We start from the raw sequence: 15,335 nt of genomic DNA on the forward strand, positions 1-15,335 counted from the left end.
GTCGTGGTGGCGTGCGCGTTGACGTGTTCGACGTCGCCGGGGCGCCAGCCCGCGTCGCGCAACGCCACCTCGACGGCTCGCTGGGCGACGGCGCCCGAGGGGTGCGGGCTCGTCGGGTGGTGGGCGTCGGTCGTGGCGCCGACGCCCGCGAGCAGGGCGCGGGGGCGTGCGCCGCGCGAGCGCGCGTCCCGTTCCCGCTCCAGCACCATGATCGCGGCGCCTTCGCCCATCACCAGGCCCGCGCGGTCCGCGGCGAAGGGGCGGCAGAGCCGCGCCGGGTCGTCGCCGGGGCCCGCGAGCGCGACGGCGCCCGACCGGGCGAACCCGGTCATGGCGAGCGGGAAGACGGTCGCCTCCGTGGCGCCCGCCACCGCGATGTCGCACTGTCCGGTGACGAGCAGGTCGCGCGCCACGGACAGCGCCGTCACCCCCGTCGAACAGGCGGTGCACGGCGCCAGGCTGGGCCCGGTGGCCCGCATCTTGATGGCGATCTCGGCCGCCGCCATGTTGGGGATGGTCAGCAGGGTCCCGGTCGCTGAGATGGCCTCGGGGCCGCGCCGGTCGAGCGCGACGGCCTGTTCCGTCACGCTCGCGGAACCTCCGCTGCTCGTCCCGACGACGACGGCGACCCGGGTCCCGTCCCAGCTCCGCGGGTCGAGCCCGGCGTCCGCGACCGCCTCGCGCGCGGCGAGCAGCGCGAACTTCACATGCCGGCCCATCCGGAAGGCCGTCCGCCCGCCGATCGCCGCGTCCAGGTCGACGCCGTCGACCGTACAGGCGAAGTCGACGACGCATCCCCGCAGTTCGGGCACCGTACGCGCGGGGGACACGCCCGCGCACACCCCGTTCCAGGTGGACTCCGTGTCGTTCCCGGCCGGGGTCATCATCCCCAGACCGGTGATGGCGACGGCGGGCCCGGCCGCACCGGTCATCGGCCGACGTCCACGGCGGCCTGGTCGAGGAACGCGGTGATCTCGGCGAGCGTGGCGCCCTTGAGCAGCGTCTCCGAGTCGGCGTCGACGCCCAGCCTCTCCTTGATGATGACGGCGAACTCGGCGACCGCGAGGGAGTCCATCTCCAGGCTGTCCATGGTGGCTTCGGGGTGGATCTCCACGGCCGGCACCTTGAAGGTCTCGGCAAGGACCTCCGTGATCTTCGGATGGATCGCCTGGCAAGTCGCATTCATGGCATGTCCTTTCAAAAGGTACTCATGGTGCTCAAAGGGCTCAGTGCGGCAAGTTTCTCAAAGTGTTGATAAACCTCAAAAGCCGATGGACAACATGAAACCGATCTGATAGGGGCACAGACGGGGGCGGTGTCCCGTGACAGGCCGAGCACCGCGACGGGGCCTCCGGGACGGTCCACGCGCCCTCGGGGTCGTCGTACGCGTCGGTGTACCCGGGGCCGGCGATGGGGCGGTCGGCGAGCATCTCCTCGGGCAGTGCGAAGGATTCGACGAGGGCGGGCGCGTACGTGGCCAGCTCGGCGATGAGGCGCTCGATCGCCTCGGGGAGTTCGTCGAGGTGCCGGGGGGCCAGCAGACCGTGGGCGAGCAGGTCACCGCTGTTGCGGTCGATCCACTGGAGGGCGAAGAGCAGGTGCAGCGAGCGCAGCAGGGCGGGCGCCGAGCCGGGCGCGGAGGAGGGTGCGGACCGGGGCTCCGCGCCCGGCTCCGTATCCCCGCGCTCCCGTTCCCTCAGCTTCCGCCCGGCCGCCGTGTACGCCTCGGCGGCCCGCCGGTAGGCGTGCGCCTCGACGGCGCGGAGCGCGGCTCCGGACGCCGCGTTCCAGCGGACGAGGGGGTCGCCCTGGGGGGCGCGGCCCATCCGGCGGCGGGCGCGGTCGAGCCACAACTGCTCGACCGCCAGCAGGAGATCACCCAGATGGCCCGTGTCGGACAGCTCCAGGGAGACGTAATTCGCGTCACATTCACCGGGGTCGGCGCCCGCGTCCGGGTCCGCCTCCACCACCGGGTGCGCGTCCGCGTTCGTGTCACGGGCGCCGTCGGGATCGGCGTTGCGGGCGCCGTCGGGAGCGGCGTCACGGGCGGCGTCGGGGCGGGTGCCCGGCGCCGGGACCGTCCCCGGAGCCGGGATCCGCGCCGAGAACAGCAGCTCCGCCGCCGCCTTCGCGTAGATCGCGGTGTTGTCGCCCTCCGCCGTGATCGCGCCCTCGATGTTCGCCAGCATCTCGGTCATGCCGTTGTGTTCCAACAGCCCCTGGGCGCCGCACCGTTCACGGCACTCCACGATGATCTCGCGCGCCCGCCAGGTGATCCATCCCTTGGCGACCGCCACCAGCCGCTCGGTCTCGCCCCGGTTCTCCTCGGTACGCGCCTCCCACGCGTCGACGACCTTACGGTGCAGCAGCGTCATCGCGAAGACCGTCGCCAGGCCCCCGGTCAGCGGGCCGTGGTGGCTGCGGTGCGCGAGGACGGGCACCCGCTCGGACGCCCGGGGCCCCGTGATCAGCCGGTGCCCGCCGTACCGTACGGCCAGCGCCAGCGCGACGCGCGCGCCGCCGAGGGCGCCCGCGCTCATCGAGAGCTTCCCGGCGTTGACCCGGCCGATCGAGACCAGGAGGCGGCGCCTCCGGTTGCGTTCCGCGCTGCTGAACGCGCCGTCGCCGGTGACCTGGCCGAGCCGTCCCCGTACCCCTCCCAGCAGCGCGTCCCGCCCGACGAAGACCCGGTCGAACGAGGTCACGCAGTGGTCCAGCGGGCTGCCGAACCGCTCGGGCAGCAGCCGCACCCGTACCCCGGGCAGCGGGCGCGCGCCGTCCGTCAGCGGCGCCAGGAAGAGGAAGACGCCGTGGTCGGCGCCGTCCACGAGCAGCCGGGCGGCCACCACCCCGCTCTTCGCGCCGCCCGTGGTGCTGGTGTTGGGCATGAACTTCTGGGCGCCCGCGTGCGGCGTGTGCAGCACGAAGCCGTCCCTGGCGCGGTCGTAGGTGGCCGTCGTCTCCAGGGCGACCGCGTCGTTGCCGTGCGCCACCTCCGTACAGAGGAAGGTGCCGATACGGCGCAGCGTCAGGAACTCCGTGAGATCGCGCTCGGCCGCCCCGGGGTCCCCGTCGGCGGCGTGGTCGAGGTCGAGGAGGCTGCCGAGGAAGAGGTTGTAGTGGATGCCGGCCACGGTGGTGAAGGACGGGTCGATCGGCGCCAGCCACTCGTGCAGCGCGGCGACCCCGCGCGGGTCGGCGGCCAGAGCGGCCGGGCTGTCGATCGCGCCGTTCACCGCCCGCAGCCGTTCGTACGCGAGGGAGAGCCGCTCCCCGGGGGGCGCGTCAGGACGGGCGCGGAAGAGGCCGTCGGCGGCGAACCGGCGCCATGGTCCGTGCTCCCGCTCGAAGTCGTCTCCGTACAGCACGCGCGTCAGCCGCCGCACCGTCGTCTTCCCCACGTCCACGGCACCGCTGTTGATCATTACGCTCACCTGAGAAGAACGAGCGACGGTTGATGAAGAAACGACTTTGCCGCACTCGGGGCCATAAGACATTCGTTCGGCCGATCCGCCCCGCGCGTCCGCCACCAGCGCGTTCCGCCCGTACCGCGCCCCGTCAGACGCTCCCGAACGCCAGTGCGACGTTGTGTCCGCCGAAGCCGAAGCTGTGGCTGATCGCGCTCCGCACCCGCTGCCGCCGCGCCTCCTTCGTCACACAGTCGAGGTCGAACTCGACGGCGGGCGCGTCCAGATTGGCGATCGGCGGGATGAGCCCCGTCTCCAGCGTCAGTACGGTCGCCACCGCCTCGATCGCCCCCGCCGCCGCCAGCGTGTGCCCCACCACGCCCTTCGCGGCGGTGACCGGCGGCCCGTGCGGGAAGACCCGCTCGATCAGCGACGCCTCCATGGCGTCGTTGAGCGGCGTCGAGGTGCCGTGCGCGTTGACGTGCTCGACGTCGCCCGCGCCCCACCCGGCCTCCCGCAGCGCCGTCTCCACCGCCACCTGCGCGATCCGGCCGTCCGGCGCGGGCGCCGTCGGATGGTGCGCGTCCGTGCTCGACCCCGCGCCGGTCAGCAGCGCGCGCGGCACCCGGCCCCGGGCGCGGGCGTCCGCCTCCCGCTCCAGGACGAGCATCCCGGCGCCCTCCCCGATGACGAACCCGTCCCGGTCGGCGGCGAACGGCCGGGACGCCCCCGCCGGATCGTCCGTACGCGTCGACAGCGCGCCCATCCGCGCGAACGCCGTCACCACCAGCGGGGTCAGTACGGACTCGGCGCCCCCGGCGACCACCACGTCGCACTGCCCGCCGACCAGCAGGTCACGGGCGACGACGAGCGCGGTCGCACCGGACGCGCAGGCGGTCACCGGGGCCAGGCTCGGCCCCCGGGCCTTGAGCGCGATGGCGACCTCGCCGGCCGCCGCGTTCGGGATCATCATCGGCACCAGCAGCGGCGAGACGGACTGCGGCCCGTGCGCCTGGAGCTTGAGCGCGTTGTCCGCGAGGACGGAGACCCCGCCCACGCCGACGCCGAGGACCACGCCGACCCGGCCGCCGTCCCAGGTGTCGGGGGAGAGCCCGGCGTCCGCGACCGCCTGCCGCGCCGCGATCAGCGCCAGCTTCACGAACCGCGCCATCCGCCACACGGAGCGCCCGCCCACCGCCGTGTCCACGTCGAGCACGCTGTACGACGGACCCCGTGGGGCGCGGGGGGTCCCTGAGGTGTACGGGATGCCGGGGCCCGGGGCGGGCGGCGACACCGGTTCGGGCGGCTCGCCCTGCGCCTCCCCCGGGTCACCGATCGCGCACACGAAGTCGACCGGCATGCCCGCTAGTTCGGGGCGGCGCCGGGCGACGGAGCGTCCCGCGCAGAGCCCCGCCCAGAAGGCCGGCTCACCGATGCCCGCGGGCGTCACCACCCCGAGCCCGGTCACCGCCACCCCGGCCCGCGCCGCCCGCTCAGCCGTCCCCGTCATGATGCGTTCCTTCCCATGGTGCGTACCTTCCGTCGAGAGGCGCGGCCCGTACGGTTCCGGGCCAGCTCAGGGCCGCCGTCCCCCAGGTGAGGCCGCCGCCGAAAGCGGTGAGCAGCACGCGGTCGCCCGCGCGGAACCGGCCCCGCGCCGCCGCGTCCGCCAGGGCCAGGGGGATGGAGGCCGCGCCGGTGTTGCCGACGCGGTCGAGGTGGGTGACGCAGCGGTCCGCGCCGATCCCCACCCGGTCGGCGACGGCCCGCAGGATGCGGGCGTTGGCCTGGTGCGGCACGAAGTGGTCCACCTGGGCCGCGTCCCAGCCCACGGTGGTCAGCAGCGACCGGCAGGAGCCCGTCATCCGCTCGACCGCGTGCTGGTAGACGGCCCGGCCGCGCATCCGGAAGAACGCGTCGCCCCCGGCCGCCTGGCCCGCCGCACCGGCCCCGGCCGCCGGAACTGCCGTACCGGCCCCGGCCGACTGGCCTGCCGTACGGGTCCCGGCCACCGGACCTGCCGCCCCGGTCCCGGCCGCCTGCCCCGCCGCGTCGCCCCCGGCCGCCTGTCCCGGAACGGACCGCTCCGGATCCGGGGGCCCGGTCCGGGAGCGGGACCGCGAGCCGCCCCCCGCCACGGTGATCAGCTCGCGCCCCGCGCCGTCGCTGCCCAGGTCGAACCCGAGCAACTCGCCAGGGGAACCGGTTCTGCCGGCGGCGATCAGCGCCGCCCCCGCGCCGTCCCCGAACACCACGCCCGCCGACCGGTCCCGGGGGTCCAGCCAGGTCGAGTAGGTGTCCGCGCCCACCAGCAGCACCCGGTCGTACAGCCCGGACACCACCAGCCCGTGGCAGACGGCGAGGCCGTAGACGAAGCCGCTGCACACGGCGCCCAGATCGAACGCGGGCACCGCGCCGAGCCCCAGCCGCGCCGCCAGTTCGGGCGCGGTCGCGGGACAGGGGTGGTCGGGGGTGGCCGTGGCCAGCACGACGGCGTCCACGGCGTCGACACCGTCCACCGCCCGGTCCACCGCCGCACCGCACCCGGCGCGTTCACAGCCCGCCCCGGAATCCTCCGGACCCCCGTGGATCCCGGCGCCGACGAGGCCCCCGTGGAATCCGGAGCCCGCGAGGCCGCCGCGCGCGCCGTACCCCCGGTGCGCCCCGGAGCCGCGCCGGGCCACCGGGCCCGCCGGGACGACGCCGCCGCCCGCGTCGCCGATCAGCAGCCGCGCCGCCTCGTACGCCAGGTCCCCGGTCGCCGTCCCCGGCCCGGCGCGGTGGCGGGACGCGATCCCCGTACGCGTACGGACCCACTGGTCGTCCACGCCCCACGCGGCGGGCAGTGCCTCGTTGCGGACCGGCTCGCCCGGGACCCATCCGGCGACGGCCTCCAGCACCGCCGTCCGCGCACCCCGGGCCCCCCGGGCCTGCCCGCTCGCCACTCAAGGCCCCCCATCCGGTCGACGATCGGCGTCGACCACGTCGACCGGATGTCAAACTCCCTGCCGGGCAGGGGGGTTACTGGGCCATTCGGGGGACAACGGACGGGATCGCGGCGCGCACGGGCCCGCTCGTCGGCGCCCAGCCCGGCAGCCGCACCCGCGCCGCCGAGACACCGATCCCGGCCGGGGCCGGAGGCAACCACCGGGCGGATCCGGCCCGTTCCGCCAGGAGTTCGTGCTCCTTGTAACGCCGGCAGCCGTGGTGCCAGTTGAGGATCCCCGCGAGCCAGTTCTCCAACTCGCGCACATAGCCGTCCAGTACGCGTCTGACGTCGTCGTCCAGCCCGAAGTCGTCGTACAGCACGGGAAGTTCCTCCGCCACCACATGCTGGAACTGACGCATCCGCGACCTCATCAGATCGTCCACGACGGACAGCGCGGTCGGGTAGTCGCAGTGGAAGAAGTTCTGCACGACGAGCACGCTGTTGTGCACCTCGCCCTCGAACTCGATCTCCTTCTGGTACGAGAAGACGTCGTTGAGCAGACACGCGTAGTCCTGCGCCGCCTTCTCCAGGGACCTCATCGGCCCCGTCCGGTACAGCTCCGGCGGCACCCGACCGCCCCGGCCCAGCCGGGACAGCGCCATCGTCATGTCCGAGCCGAAGGTCGCGCGGCGCATCTCCATGTAGTCGACGGGGTCGGGGATACGGTTCTGCGCCTGGTTGGCCAGCTCCCACAGCCACGACGCCGTCATGTCCTCGACCGCCGTGCGGAACACGCGCCGCGCGGACTCCTCCAGGGGGCCCGCCGTACGGATCCACAGATCGGCCAGCCCGCGCTCCAGCCCGGTGGCCGGCGGCGGTGGCGGCGACAGGTCGACCGGCATGAAGAGGGAGAGCCGCGCGTTGCACGCCCTGGCGCCCGCGAGATCACGGATGTTGCCGTAGACGGCGGGGAAGTAGTCGTCCCCGTACGTCCCCCAGGTCAGCCAGTCCGACGTCAGGTCCAGCTCCTCCGGGGTGGCGTCCGGATGGATACCGGCGGAGCAGAGCGGCAGATCGATTCTGCGCAGCCGCTCCTCGTCCCAGACACCGGATCCCGGCAGCCCCGGCTGCGCCTCCAGGAGCCCCATCCGCCGGGCCCACTCGACCACATGCTCACGGGAGCGGCCGAGATGCGGGCTGAGCGAGAGCGCGAACGGCATCTCGAAGTCGGGCAGCAGAGAGGGCCCGACGTGCTGGAAGGGCACATGGCTGTGGCTGCGCAGCCGCGCCTCCCCGCCCGCGAGGACGCTCCGGGGGGTGATCGTCCCCAGCCCCATGGCGCGCGCGATGTCGGCGGCGGCCGTACCGAGCCCGACGGGCGTCAGGGAGAACGACAGCCCGGCTCCGGGGGCGCCGCCCTCCTCCGCCGGCGGTTCCTCGCCCGCACCGTTCATGTAGCGACTGGAGCGCATGTGCCACTCGTGGCCGCCCGACTGCCAGTCCTGGAGCCCCTTCACGTACGCGAGCGTGTCGGCGCACTCCCGCGGTCCGAGCCCCCGCTCCGCGAAGAGCGGCCCCAGCTCGGTGAGCGCGGTGTTCTCGAACTGCTGGACCCGGGAGGTGAGCAGGTCGTTGACCGCGTCCGCCGCCTCCTGCGTCGTACAGCCGAGGAAGGTCTCCAGGACGAGCACGCCGTTGCTCAGCTCGCCCTCCTCCTCGATCTCCCGCTCGTACGAGAAGAGGTCGTTGCGCAGATGGACCGCGTCCGAGAACGCCTCCTTCAGCACCCGCAGCGGCCGGGAGTCCGCGATGGCGGCGGGGACTTCGGCGCGCGCCGCGTACTCGACGAGCCCCGCCGACCAGGGCGCCCCGCCCACCTTGCGGCGCATCTCGATGTACTCGACGGGGTTCGCGACCCGCTCCGCGTTGATGTTCGCCAGTTCCCAGTCGGACTCGTTGAGCAGGTTCTCCGTCGACTCGGCGAACCGCCGCCGCCACTCCATGGACATGCTCGGGACCGTGCGCGCCCAGAGATCGGCGAGCCCCGCCTCGACGGGGTTGGCCGGCTCGGGGAATCCGGCCGACAGGTCCATCGGCATGAAGGCCGCGAGCCGTTCGAGATACGCCTTGCCGCCCTCGCGGTCCTGGGGCCGTTTGTAGACCTCCAGGAAGTGGTCGTCGAAGAAGAAGACCCACACGTACCAGTCGGTGACCAGCGACAACGCCGGTCCGTCGCAGTCGGGATGGGTGTAGGCGCACAGCAGCGCGTAGTCGTGGGAGTCGAGGTCGTGCTCCTCCCAGACGCCCGAGCCCTCCAGCATGCCCATCTCCCTGGCCCACTTCTTGGAGTGCTCCCTGGCCTCCTCCAGGTGCGGACTGAGCCGGGCCGGATAGGCCAGGTAGAAATCCGGCAGTTCAAAGGGGTGTGTCACGGTTGAGCGGCCTTTCACGAAAGCACGGGCGGGTGAGCCTGCACCGCGATCTACCCGTCCGCCCGCTCGCCCATACGGACCACAAAATAGTCATATGAGCACATCGTCAGCGCGTGTTGTCCACGTGTCCCGGCGCCCCCGGGTGATCATCGGCCCATGAGCGCCACCATCCACCTCGCACAGCAGCCCGAGGCCGACGCACTGCTCGGCCGCAGCCCCCTGGCCGCCCTGGTCGGCATGTTGCTGGACCAGCAGGTCCCGATGGAGTGGGCGTTCTCCGGCCCGTACACCATCGCCGTCCGGATGGGCGCCGACGACCTCGACGCGCACGCGATCGCCGCGTACGACCCCGACGCCTTCGCCGCCCTGCTCTCCGACAAGCCCGCCGTGCACCGCTACCCGGGGTCGATGGCCCGGCGCGTGCAGCAGCTCTGCCAGTACCTGGTCGACCACTACGACGGCGACCCCACGGCGGTCTGGCGCTCCGTCCCGACCGGCGCGGAGGTACGGGAGCGCCTCAACGAGCTGCCCGGCTTCGGGAAGCAGAAGGCGCAGATCTTCCTGGCGCTGCTGGGCAAGCAGTTCGGCGTACGGCCGGAGGGCTGGCGCGCGGCGGCGGGCGCGTACGGCGACGAGGGGGCGTACCGCTCGGCGGCGGACATCACCGGACCCGAATCGCTCGCGAAGGTACGGGCGTTCAAGCAGGAGGCGAAGCGCGCGGCCAGAGCGGCGAAGCCGGTGAAGGCAGTGAAGCCGACGAAGCCGGCGAAGGCGTCCGGGGCGACGGAACCGACGAAGCCGGCCACGGGGCGCTGAGCCGCGCGGGCGGGTCGTCACCGATCGCGACCTTCCGCGAACTGGGCTCCGCCTGTTCCCAGATGACGCGGCGCTCGCTACTTTTCTCCGACATTCGCTCACATTCGTTCGCACCGGAAGGACCCTTGTGATCGCAACGTCCCGCAGACTCATGGCCGTCGCAGCCGCCACCGCGCTCGCCGCCCCGCTTCTGCTCTCCGCCGCCTCCCCCGCCGGCGCCCGCGCGCACGACCCGGCGAGGGAAGCCGCGCGGAACGCCGCGAAACTCTCGAAGAAGCTGGTGCGTTCGGCCTCCGCGAAGGACGCGTACCGCCATCTGGAGAGGTTCCAGCAGATCGCGGAGGAGTCGAACGGCAACCGCGCGGCCGGCACGACCGGCCACGACGCCTCGGCCGCCTATGTGTACGGCCAGCTCAAGAAGGCCGGCTACCAGGTCTCGTACGACACCTTCGACATCACGTACATCGAGACCCTCGCCGAGAAGCTGACGGTCACCGCGCCCGCCCAGCGCGATGTCACCATCACCGCCATGTCGTACACGAAGTCCACCCCGGAGGGCGGCGTACAGGCCGGGCTGGCCGCCGTACCGCTCGACGCGACGACCGGGTGCGAGGCGTCCGACTACGCCTCCGCCGACTACACGGGCAAGGTCGCGCTGATCCAGCGCGGCGGCTGCTCCTTCGCCGACAAGCAGCGGGAGGCGGGCGCCGCGGGCGCGGTCGCCGCGATCGTCTACAACAACACCGACGGGGCGCTCAACGGCACGCTCGGCGGCCCCGAGGCGGGCGTGATCCCCACCGGGGGCGTCACCCGGGAGGCGGGCGAGGCGCTGGCCGCCGAGGTGGCCGCCGGTCCCGTGACGGTCTCCCTGGACGTGCGCCAGCTCCAGGAGGAGCGCACCACCCGCAATGTGATCGCCGAGACCAGGGGCGGCAGGTCCGACCGTACGGTGATGCTCGGCGCCCACCTCGACTCGGTGACCGACGGCCCCGGCATCAACGACAACGGCTCCGGCTCGGCGGGGCTGCTGGAGGTCGCGCTCAAGCTCGCCGGGACGCACGACCGGCCGGCGAACAAGGTGCGCTTCGCGTGGTGGTCGGCGGAGGAACTGGGGCTGCTGGGCGCCGAGTCGTACGTCGGGAAGCTCACCGACCGGCAGCGCGCGGACATCTCGCTCTATCTGAACTTCGACATGATCGCCTCGCCGAACCCCGTCCAGTTCGTGTACGACGGTGACGACTCGGACGGCGTGGGCGCGGGCCCCGGCCCCGAGGGCTCGGCGCAGATCGAGAAGGGCATCACCGACTTCCTCGACAGCAGAAACGTTCCGCACGAGGGCACCGACTTCGACGGCCGCTCCGACTACGGCCCCTTCATGGACGCGGGCATCGCCTCGGGCGGCACGTTCACCGGCGCGGAGGGCATCAAGTCGCCGGAGCAGGCGGCGCGGTACGGAGGCGAGGCGGGCGTGGCGTACGACCCGTGCTACCACGCGGCCTGCGACGACCTCTCCAACATCAGCATGCGGGCCTTCGACACCAATGTCGACGTGATCGCGAACGCGGTGGGGACGTACGCCCACGACCTGACCTCGCTGAAGAAGCCGGCGACGGCGGGGAGCGCGCAGGCGGAGCAGCCGGCGAAGTCCGCCGTGAAGGCGACGGCGCGCGACAAGGGGCACACTCCGGCGTCGTGATCACCGGAGGGACGCGAACAGGGCACGCCGTGGAGAACACGGCGTGCCCTGCCGCCGTTGTCCCCGCGCCTCTGTGCCTCTCCGCCTCTCCGCGGCCTCTCTCCGCCCCTCCGCCTCTCCGCGGCCTCTACGCCTCCCGCTGCGGGGCGGGCGTGATGACCGCGAAGCGCGCGCCGAAGGGGTCGGCGAGGTGCGCGATGCGGCCGACGTCGGGCACGTCCGTGGCGGGCATGACGACGGAGCCGCCGTGCTCCGTCACCGCAGCGACCAGCGCGTCGGTGTCGTCGAGGCCGAAGTACGGCAGCCAGCGCGCCCCTTCACCGCCCTCGGCGAGGGCCACCCCGCCGAACGTGGCGTCCTCCTGGTCGCCCTCGCCGGTGGAGAGCACGGTGTACGGCATGCCGGGCGCCGGGAACTCCTGGAAGCGCCAGCCGAAGACGGCCCGGTAGAAGGCGAGCGCGCCCGCGGCGTCGGTCGTCCCCAGCTCGGCCCAGCACAGGGCGGCGCGCTCGCAGGTGACCTCCAGCCCGCGGACGGAGACGGGCTGCCAGACGGCGAAGTCCGCGCCCTGGGGGTCGGTGAAGCACGCCATGCGTCCGGCGTCCATCACCTCCGCGGGGGCGACGCGTACGGTGCCGCCGTGCTCGGTGACGGAGCGGGCGGTCGCGTCGGCGTCGGGGCTCTTGAAGTAGAGGGACCAGGCGGGTTCGGCACCGCTGTCGGTGAGGGGCCCGAGGGCCGCGACCGTCCTGTTCTCCTGCTGGAAGAAGCCGTACCCCCCGGCGTCCGGTCCGGCCGGCCGAAAGGTCCAGCCGAAAACGGCGGTGTAGAAGGCGGCGGAGGCGTCGACGTCGGGGGCGGCGACATCGAGCCAGTTGGGGGAGCCGGTCACGAAGTCGGTGCTGAGCACGGGGTGCACCCTGCCTTTCCTGTGTTCCTGCGTTCCGGTATTCCTGGGGATTCGGCCAGAGATTACGGCGGAACGGAACGGAAAGGCGGCGCCGAAACGCCGGAAGGCCGGTCGAGGTGACGCCCCCTCAAAGAGGGGGTCTCTTGACGCCCGAAAGGAAGGCGTCGAAGACACCGGTACGGAAAACGAGTACGGGACCTTCGACGCTCTTGCTGTCACGCAGAGGGACGGATCCGGGGATACCGAGTCCTATTTCCACGCAGTTTCCGCCGTTGTTGCTGCTGTAGCTGCTCTTGACCCACGCCGGCGCCGTTACTTCGCGGTTCCTCATGGTGGCCATACCCTTCCATCGCGTCACGGATCAGCGCGGCAGAGTCGGAAGCGGACAGGGCATCCGCCCTGAGCACATCATAGGACTGCGCATGACGGGCGGTAACCGCCGGATCGTCGCTGAAGTGCCCGCGGTCGAGCGATTCCGAGTACACCAGGAACTGGCCGTCGGGCAGGGTGATGAGCGACATGGACGTGCTGGGGCGTACGACGCCCCGGGAGCTGGCCGGGACGACTTGCACCCGAATGTTGGGCAGCTTTCCCACCCGGAGCAGATGTGCGCACTGATTCCGCATGACGGCGTCGCTGAAGACGGCGTTCCGGATACAGCTTTCGTCCAGAACGGCAATGAGGAGCGGCCCACCCGTCGAAAGGAACCGGTGCTGCCGGCTGAGGCGCGCGCGGACCATCTCCTCCAATTCCTCGCCGGTGGCGACCTGGGAGAAGAGGTCGCGCGCGTAGTCCTCAGTCTGGAGCAGTCCGGGCATCACCTGGTTCTGGTACTCGCGCAGGGCCACCGCCTGGGCGTCCATGGCGGCACGGCGCTTGAACCAGTCCGGGTGCTCCACCTCCGGATACCAGTCGATCCTTTCCCAGAGCTTGCGCAGGATCCCACCGGTCCGCAGAACCACATCACACGTGTCGGTGAACTTGTCGTCGGGAACGCGCGTGCCCGCCTCCACCCGTGCTACGAACGACCTGTCGCATGGCACTCTCTCCGCGAGCCCCGCCTGGGTGAGACCGACGGAGTCCCGTGAATGCTTCAGCACTTCACCGAATACGGCCGCCGTGCCGGCTGCCTTCTCCCCGCCTTCCGCATTGCGTCGCCCCATTGGGCCTTCCTTCCTCAGGTGACAGATCCCGTCTGGCACGCACACGGCGTTGCGCGCACGCCTGGCGCAGGGCAACGCTGGTCACACGCAATGTAGTTGTATCGCCCCGAGGACGACAATGCGCATCGATTCGAACTCAATCCCTATCCCCGCGACTCTCGCCGTTCCCCTCGCGCGCACCGCCCCTCCCCGTCCGTTCGGACCGTTCGGACCGCTTCACGAATGACCGTTTCTGCGGAAACGGGACGCACTCCGTCGAGGAAAGGGGACCCTCTTGCCCAGGGCGACCGTGCTGCTGTCGAAAAGGGATTGCTGGTACTGCGAGGCGTGCTGGAGAAACAGCGTGGAAGCGGTACGCACCACACCGGACGGAACGCGAGATCTCCTCTGTCTCGAATGCGCACAGGGGAACTATCCGAGACGGGTCGATCTCTTTCCGCCGCTCGGAATCTTCGGGCTCATGCCGCGCCGCGTACGGGTGAAAGTACCGGCGCGCGACGGCCGGGGCGCCCGCCGGAGCCGCCCGCCGCTCTCCCCGCCCCCGGGCCCGCACCTTCCGTCCCACCCGCAGCGCCAGTCCCCGCCGGGCACACCACCGGTCTAGAACCCCACGCGGGGCTCCGGCGCAGGGTCCGGTACGGGCCTCCAGGGCGGGCCTCCGGGGCAGGTCCGCACGGCGAACCGGGCACGACGCGCCCGGCAAGCGGGGCGGAGGGGGTGATTCCGCTCTGGCTTCGCTCCCCCTTTGACGCCGAATGCGACCTTTGCGCTCCTGCGCCATGGCTGCGCCCGGAGCCGCTTGCCCGGTAGGCTTTCCGTGTGATCTTCAAGCGCATCGGTAACGGGAGGCCGTATCCCGACCACGGCCGGGAAAGCACCCGGCAGTGGGCGGACGTCGCGCCGCGCCCGGTCCGCCTCGATCAGCTCGTGACGACGAAGGGTCAGCTCGACCTGGAGACGCTGCTCGCCGAGGACTCCACCTTCTACGGGGACCTGTTCGCGCACGTCGTGAAGTGGCAGGGCGACCTCTACCTGGAGGACGGGCTGCACCGCGCCGTACGCGCCGCGCTCCAGCAGCGCCAGGTGCTCCACGCGCGCGTACTGGAGCTGGACATGGGCTGACGGTCCGGTTCCGCAACTCGGCACCGCCCGCGCACTGCCCCTTTCGGCCCCTTTCCTGCGCTCAACCACTCGAACGGTTGATCATTTAGTAGGAAACACACACGGCGCGCACTACGCTGCGCTCATGAGCATGCTCACTCCCAACGGCATGGGCGGAAAATACCGCATCACGGGATCCAAGTACCCCCGTATGCGCCGCCCCCGTCACCGCCGCAGGATCGTGCTCGCGGCCGTCGCCGCCGTCGCCGCCCTCGGCCTGGCCGGCTGGGGAACGCTCCAGCTCATCGACGTCTTCTCCGGCGACAGCACGAAGACCACGACCGCGGGCGAGCGGGCCGCACCCGACTGCACGCCGTCCCCCACCCCCACGGCCCCCGCGCAGGCGCTCCCCCGACCGGGCGACATCACGGTCAACGTCTACAACGCGACCCCGCGCGGCGGCCTCGCCAAGACCACCGCGGACGAGCTGAGGAAACGCGGCTTCGTCATCGGCAAGGTGGGCAACGCCCCCGAGACGTACGACAAGAAGGTCCCGGGCGCCGGAGTGCTCCTCGGCGCCACGAGCGACATGGACGGCGCCCTCACCGTCCTCGGGACCCAGCTCAAGGGCGCCACACCCAAGGCCGACACCCGTACGACGAAGGACGTCGACCTGATCATCGGCTCGGCCTTCAAGACACTGAACGTCCAGAAGGACGCGGACCAGGCACTGGCCACGCTGAGCGCCCCGGCGGCGGCACCGTCCTGCTGACGACAAGGGCGTGGCCGCCCCAAGGGGGGGGCACCCCCGGGGAGTGGGTTTGCCGGGCGGCTTCGGGGGTGGGGGCCCGGGGGGGCACGAGACGGTGGCGGTAATACGG

At 72.2% G+C, this 15,335-nt stretch carries 13 protein-coding genes; 4 read left to right on the forward strand and 9 right to left on the reverse strand.

The features are described 5' to 3' along the window. The 6 genes from ACFXPK_RS24045 to ACFXPK_RS24070 form a co-directional block, all read right to left on the reverse strand. Positions 1-932: beta-ketoacyl-[acyl-carrier-protein] synthase family protein (locus ACFXPK_RS24045; RefSeq protein ID WP_385078462.1), on the reverse strand; the 932-nt coding region annotated here is incomplete at its 3' end. Beyond that, complete coding sequence (locus ACFXPK_RS24050) at positions 929-1,186, reverse strand: acyl carrier protein (protein ID WP_384996998.1); 258 nt, start codon at positions 1,184-1,186, stop codon at positions 929-931. The genes ACFXPK_RS24045 and ACFXPK_RS24050, both read right to left, overlap by 4 nt. Positions 1,187-1,226: 40 nt before the next feature. Beyond that, positions 1,227-3,425 carry an acyl-CoA dehydrogenase gene (locus ACFXPK_RS24055; protein ID WP_385078465.1) on the reverse strand — a complete coding sequence of 733 codons (2,199 nt, stop codon included), beginning with the start codon at positions 3,423-3,425 and terminating at the stop codon, positions 1,227-1,229. Positions 3,426-3,558: 133 nt separating this feature from the next. After that, positions 3,559-4,917, reverse strand: a complete 1,359-nt coding sequence (locus ACFXPK_RS24060; RefSeq protein WP_385078467.1) for a beta-ketoacyl-[acyl-carrier-protein] synthase family protein — start codon at positions 4,915-4,917, stop codon at positions 3,559-3,561. Beyond that, entirely contained in the window at positions 4,901-5,938 is a 1,038-nt protein-coding gene (locus ACFXPK_RS24065; protein WP_385078496.1) for a 3-oxoacyl-[acyl-carrier-protein] synthase III C-terminal domain-containing protein, read from the reverse strand. Before ACFXPK_RS24065 ends, ACFXPK_RS24060 begins: the two co-directional genes overlap by 17 nt. Positions 5,939-6,428: 490 nt before the next feature. Next, positions 6,429-8,768 (reverse strand): germacradienol/geosmin synthase, encoded by a 2,340-nt coding sequence (locus ACFXPK_RS24070; protein ID WP_385078469.1) that lies wholly within the window; start codon positions 8,766-8,768, stop codon positions 6,429-6,431. A gap of 156 nt (positions 8,769-8,924) precedes the next feature. On the opposite strand from ACFXPK_RS24070, the gene ACFXPK_RS24075 reads away from it, so the two are divergent. Both ACFXPK_RS24075 and ACFXPK_RS24080 read left to right on the forward strand, forming a co-directional pair. Next, positions 8,925-9,584, forward strand: a complete 660-nt coding sequence (locus ACFXPK_RS24075) for an HhH-GPD-type base excision DNA repair protein (protein WP_384996988.1) — start codon at positions 8,925-8,927, stop codon at positions 9,582-9,584. A gap of 151 nt (positions 9,585-9,735) precedes the next feature. Continuing rightward, positions 9,736-11,280: a M28 family metallopeptidase gene (locus ACFXPK_RS24080; RefSeq protein ID WP_385078498.1), complete on the forward strand. Its 1,545-nt coding sequence runs from the start codon at positions 9,736-9,738 to the stop codon at positions 11,278-11,280. Between the two features lie 127 nt (positions 11,281-11,407). Here ACFXPK_RS24080 and ACFXPK_RS24085 read toward each other — a convergent pair whose 3' ends face one another. From ACFXPK_RS24085 to ACFXPK_RS24095, 3 genes are all read right to left on the reverse strand, one after another. Next, positions 11,408-12,190: a VOC family protein gene (locus ACFXPK_RS24085; RefSeq protein ID WP_384996986.1), complete on the reverse strand. Its 783-nt coding sequence runs from the start codon at positions 12,188-12,190 to the stop codon at positions 11,408-11,410. A gap of 127 nt (positions 12,191-12,317) precedes the next feature. Next, complete coding sequence (locus tag ACFXPK_RS24090) at positions 12,318-12,449, reverse strand: DUF397 domain-containing protein (RefSeq protein WP_384996984.1); 132 nt, start codon at positions 12,447-12,449, stop codon at positions 12,318-12,320. After that, the gene (locus ACFXPK_RS24095; protein WP_384996982.1) at positions 12,406-13,353 is read right to left on the reverse strand and encodes a Scr1 family TA system antitoxin-like transcriptional regulator; all 948 of its coding nucleotides are present in this window, start codon (positions 13,351-13,353) and stop codon (positions 12,406-12,408) included. The genes ACFXPK_RS24090 and ACFXPK_RS24095 overlap by 44 nt, the downstream gene beginning before the upstream one ends. An 819-nt stretch (positions 13,354-14,172) precedes the next feature. Between ACFXPK_RS24095 and ACFXPK_RS24100 the strand changes: the two genes are divergently transcribed. Both ACFXPK_RS24100 and ACFXPK_RS24105 read left to right on the forward strand, forming a co-directional pair. Then, on the forward strand, positions 14,173-14,475 hold the full coding sequence (locus ACFXPK_RS24100) for a type II toxin-antitoxin system VapB family antitoxin (RefSeq protein WP_329827479.1): 303 nt from the start codon (positions 14,173-14,175) through the stop codon (positions 14,473-14,475). A gap of 124 nt (positions 14,476-14,599) precedes the next feature. Continuing rightward, positions 14,600-15,226: a LytR C-terminal domain-containing protein gene (locus ACFXPK_RS24105; RefSeq protein WP_384996981.1), complete on the forward strand. Its 627-nt coding sequence runs from the start codon at positions 14,600-14,602 to the stop codon at positions 15,224-15,226. The last annotated feature ends 109 nt before the right edge of the window (positions 15,227-15,335 follow it).

This window comes from Streptomyces sp. NPDC059142 (assembly GCF_042755665.1).
In the GTDB taxonomy this organism is placed as follows: Bacteria; Actinomycetota; Actinomycetes; order Streptomycetales; family Streptomycetaceae; genus Streptomyces.

What these genes read in the sequence shown, in the direction of transcription:
- ACFXPK_RS24050 (WP_384996998.1), bottom strand. Translation starts at nt 1,186, where the DNA reads ATGAATGCGACTTGCCAGGCGATCCATCCGAAGATCACGGAGGTCCTT.
- ACFXPK_RS24075 (WP_384996988.1), top strand. Translation starts at nt 8,925, where the DNA reads ATGAGCGCCACCATCCACCTCGCACAGCAGCCCGAGGCCGACGCACTG.
- ACFXPK_RS24105 (WP_384996981.1), top strand. Translation starts at nt 14,600, where the DNA reads ATGAGCATGCTCACTCCCAACGGCATGGGCGGAAAATACCGCATCACG.
- ACFXPK_RS24055 (WP_385078465.1), bottom strand. Translation starts at nt 3,425, where the DNA reads ATGATCAACAGCGGTGCCGTGGACGTGGGGAAGACGACGGTGCGGCGG.
- ACFXPK_RS24060 (WP_385078467.1), bottom strand. Translation starts at nt 4,917, where the DNA reads ATGACGGGGACGGCTGAGCGGGCGGCGCGGGCCGGGGTGGCGGTGACC.
- ACFXPK_RS24095 (WP_384996982.1), bottom strand. Translation starts at nt 13,353, where the DNA reads ATGGGGCGACGCAATGCGGAAGGCGGGGAGAAGGCAGCCGGCACGGCG.
- ACFXPK_RS24080 (WP_385078498.1), top strand. Translation starts at nt 9,736, where the DNA reads ATGGCCGTCGCAGCCGCCACCGCGCTCGCCGCCCCGCTTCTGCTCTCC.